Origin of the sequence: Stenotrophomonas sp., assembly GCF_032061965.1 — a bacterium.
In the GTDB taxonomy this organism is placed as follows: Bacteria; Pseudomonadota; Gammaproteobacteria; order Xanthomonadales; family Xanthomonadaceae; genus Stenotrophomonas.
The window spans coordinates 1-1,680 of the sequence record NZ_DAMBEF010000090.1; the positions used below are offsets into that span (position 1 = coordinate 1).

The 1,680-nt window shown below is 64.3% G+C and carries 3 protein-coding genes; all 3 read right to left on the reverse strand.

Annotation, left to right across the window (positions count from 1 at the left end; translation table 11 throughout):
* Positions 1 to 344: adenylosuccinate synthetase (locus RT460_RS19495; RefSeq protein ID WP_313321375.1), on the reverse strand; the 344-nt coding region annotated here is incomplete at its 3' end.
* A gap of 244 nt (positions 345 to 588) precedes the next feature.
* Positions 589 to 774 (reverse strand): DUF2065 family protein, encoded by a 186-nt coding sequence (locus RT460_RS19500; protein ID WP_313321376.1) that lies wholly within the window; start codon positions 772 to 774, stop codon positions 589 to 591.
* A gap of 266 nt (positions 775 to 1,040) precedes the next feature.
* Positions 1,041 to 1,680 (reverse strand): protease modulator HflC (locus tag RT460_RS19505; RefSeq protein ID WP_313321377.1); only part of this gene is annotated, 640 nt, incomplete at its 5' end.

Genomic DNA, 1,680 nt, shown 5'->3' on the forward strand with positions numbered 1-1,680 from the left:
TCCAGGGCGATGTGGTACGGCATGATCAGCGGCGCTGCCGGGGAGATCTTCAGGCGCGAACGGACTTCAACGCCAGCCGTTTCCAGCTCTTCGATTTCCTTGCGCAGGGCGGCCGGGGAAATCACCACGCCATTGCCGATCAGGCACAGCGCGTCATCGCGCAGGATGCCGGACGGAATCAGGTGCAGGACGGTCTTCTTGCCGTTGATGACCAAGGTGTGGCCGGCATTGTGGCCGCCCTGGAAACGCACTACTGCGCCGATTTCTTCGGTCAGCAGATCGACGATCTTGCCCTTGCCTTCATCGCCCCACTGGGCGCCGAGAACAACAACTGATTGACCCATGACGGGTAACTCCTGAATTTGCTGCGGCCATCGGGGCCGCGGACGGGGCCGTGTACCGCCCTTGGTCCGCCGTGGTGGAAGCCCCATCGGGGAGCTGCCGGCAAACGCCAGGGTCATACACGGAAAAAGCCGGACGGTATGCTCTTGGAGGAGCTGGCCCGACCGGCTTTTCTGGATTATCCGGGTTTTGCATGACAGCTACCACCCCCGCGAGTTCAGGATGGTATGGCCGTCAGGGTTTGGTTCAGTGGCGGGCCCACCACAGGCAGCCCAGGCCGATCACCACCGCCACCGCGCCCATCCGGCGCAGGGCCGAAGAGGGCTGCTCCAGCAGCTGCGCGGCCATGCGTTTCCAGGCCAGCGGCGCAATGAACAGGATCAGGCCTTCGATGATGGCAACGAGGCAGAGGGCGGAAGCGAGGTCTTGCATAGGTCAGCGTGTTAAGAAAAGCAGGTAGTGCCGAGCCATGCTCGGCAGGGGCTTTAGCGGGACAGCCTTTGCAGCAGCGGCGTCAGCCGCGAAGCCCGGGATTCAAGAGATTGCGGCCAAGCCTGTGATTCCAGCGCTGTCGGCTTCGCGGCTGACGCCGCTCCTACAGGCTTGGTGGGGAAGGCCCCTGCCGAGCATGGCTCGGCACTACAGCGCCCCTCTCCCGCGCGCGGGAGAGGGGCTTGAGCAAAGGCCAAGCAAAGCGATCAGCGATCGCTCTTCATGTACTGCAGGAACGGGTCGTTCTTGTCGAGCACGATCACGCCGTTGCCATCGGTCATCGAGGCGCGGTACGCCTCCAGGCTGCGGTAGAACGCGTAGAACGACGGGTCGGCCGAGCCGGCCTTGCCGTAGATCGACGCGGCCTGGGCATCGCCCTCACCGCGCAGCTGCTGCGCATCGCGCTCGGCTTCGGCCACGATCACGGTGCTCTCGCGGTCAGCCTGGGCGCGGATGGTCAGCGACTGCTCTTCGCCCTCGGCACGCAGCTTGGCGGCCTCCTGCTTGCGCTGGGCGCGCATGCGCTCATAGACGTCGGTGATCACCTGGCTGTCGGTCGGCAGGTCGATCTGCTTGATGCGCAGGTCGATGATCTGCATGCCCAACGGTACGATCGCATCGTTGATTGCCTTCAACTGGCCGGCGATCAGCTCGCCGCGGTCACCGGACACCAACGCCTGCAAGGTGCGCGAGTTGATCTGGTTACGCAGCGAATCGGTGATGATCGGCGCCAGGCGCGCATTGGCCACCTTGCCGTCACCGCCGGTCGCACGGTAGTACGAACGCACGTCGGAGATGTAACCGATGGCGAAGAAGTCGACGCTCACGTCCTTCTGCTCGGCGGTG

Bases quoted from the DNA above. Each gene is read 5' to 3' on its own strand.
- RT460_RS19500 (WP_313321376.1), bottom strand. From the start codon at position 774: ATGCAAGACCTCGCTTCCGCCCTCTGCCTCGTTGCCATCATCGAAGGC.